This window comes from Actinomadura meyerae (assembly GCF_900188445.1).
In the GTDB taxonomy this organism is placed as follows: Bacteria; Actinomycetota; Actinomycetes; order Streptosporangiales; family Streptosporangiaceae; genus Spirillospora; species Spirillospora meyerae.
Genome location: NZ_FZOR01000117.1, coordinates 1 through 1320, shown reverse-complemented (window position 1 = coordinate 1320; position 1320 = coordinate 1). Strand labels below are relative to the sequence as shown.

The 1320-nt window shown below is 72.0% G+C and carries 1 protein-coding gene; it reads left to right on the top strand.

The features are described from left to right. The first annotated feature begins 230 nt into the window (after positions 1-230). Entirely contained in the window at positions 231-1304 is a 1074-nt protein-coding gene (locus CHF16_RS39170) for an IS110 family RNA-guided transposase (protein WP_089331240.1), read from the top strand. Positions 1305-1320: the final 16 nt, after the last annotated feature.

Genomic DNA, 1320 nt, shown 5'->3' with positions numbered 1-1320 from the left:
CTGACAGTGATGATGTAGGTGAGCGCCTCCCGCTGGGGTCTGGCCCAACGCCTGACTGGCCTGGTGCCTTCAACGGGATCTGCCGACCCTGCGCGGGAGGCGCTCATGTGCACTCACCGGTTGTGGCGGGGTGACCTAATAAGAGCCTGGCCAGAGGCCCCATCACTGTCTTGTCCCACCGTCCGGCCGGTGCGTGCCGCCCCGCCCCCGGCCAGGAGAACAGGACGACGATGACCCCCATTACACCCGATGACGCGGCGATCGGCGAGGTCGCCGGCGGCGTCGACACCCACGCCGACACCCACACCGCCGCCGTGCTCGACCCGGTCGGCCGGATCCTGGGCACCGCGCAGTTCCCCGCCGACCAGGCCGGGTACACCGCCCTGCTGGACTGGATGGGCACCTTCGGGCGCCTGGGCCGGGTCGGGGTCGAGGGCACCGGCGTCTACGGCGCCGGACTGGCCCGCCTGCTGCACGACACCGGCGTCCAGGTGATCGAGGTCGACCGGCCCGACCGCAGGACCCGCCGGTTCCAGGGCAAGTCCGACCCGATCGACGCCGTCGCCGCCGCCAGGACGGCCCTGGCCGGGGAACGCACCGGTGTCCCCAAACGGCGCGACGGCCGCGTCGAGGCGCTGCGCAACCTGCGGGTGGCCCGACGCTCGGCCATCGACCAGCGCGCCGACGCCCAGCGGCAGATCAGGGCACTGATCGTCACCGCCCCCGACGAGCTGCGCACACGCCTGCGCGGCCTGCCCGCCCGCGAGCTGATCACCGCCTGCGCCGCCCTGCGGCCCGACCCCGCCGACGCCGCCTCACCCGAGACCGCAGCCGAGATCGCCCTGCGCTTCCTCGCCCGCCGCCACCAGCACCTGACCGCCGAGATCACCGAACTGGACGAGCTGCTCCAGCCCCTGGTCGCCGCGATCAACCCCGAACTGGTCGCCGCCAACGGAGTCGGCACCGACGTCGCCGGGCAACTCCTGGTCACCGCCGGGCAGAACCACGACCGGCTCCGCTCCGAAGCCGCGTTCGCCATGCTCTGCGGCGCCGCCCCGATCCCCGCCTCCTCGGGCCGCACCCACCGGCACCGCCTCAACCGCGGCGGCGACCGGAACGCCAACGCCGCCCTCTACCGCGTGGTGATCTGCCGCCTGCGCTGGGACCCCCGCACCCGCGCCTACGCCGAACGGCGCACCAAGGAAGGCATGTCCAAGAAGGAGATCATCCGATGCCTCAAACGCTACGTCGCCCGCGAGCTCTACCAGATCATCACCACAAACGATCTTAGACTCGCCGCTTGACATCCATAAGAGCATC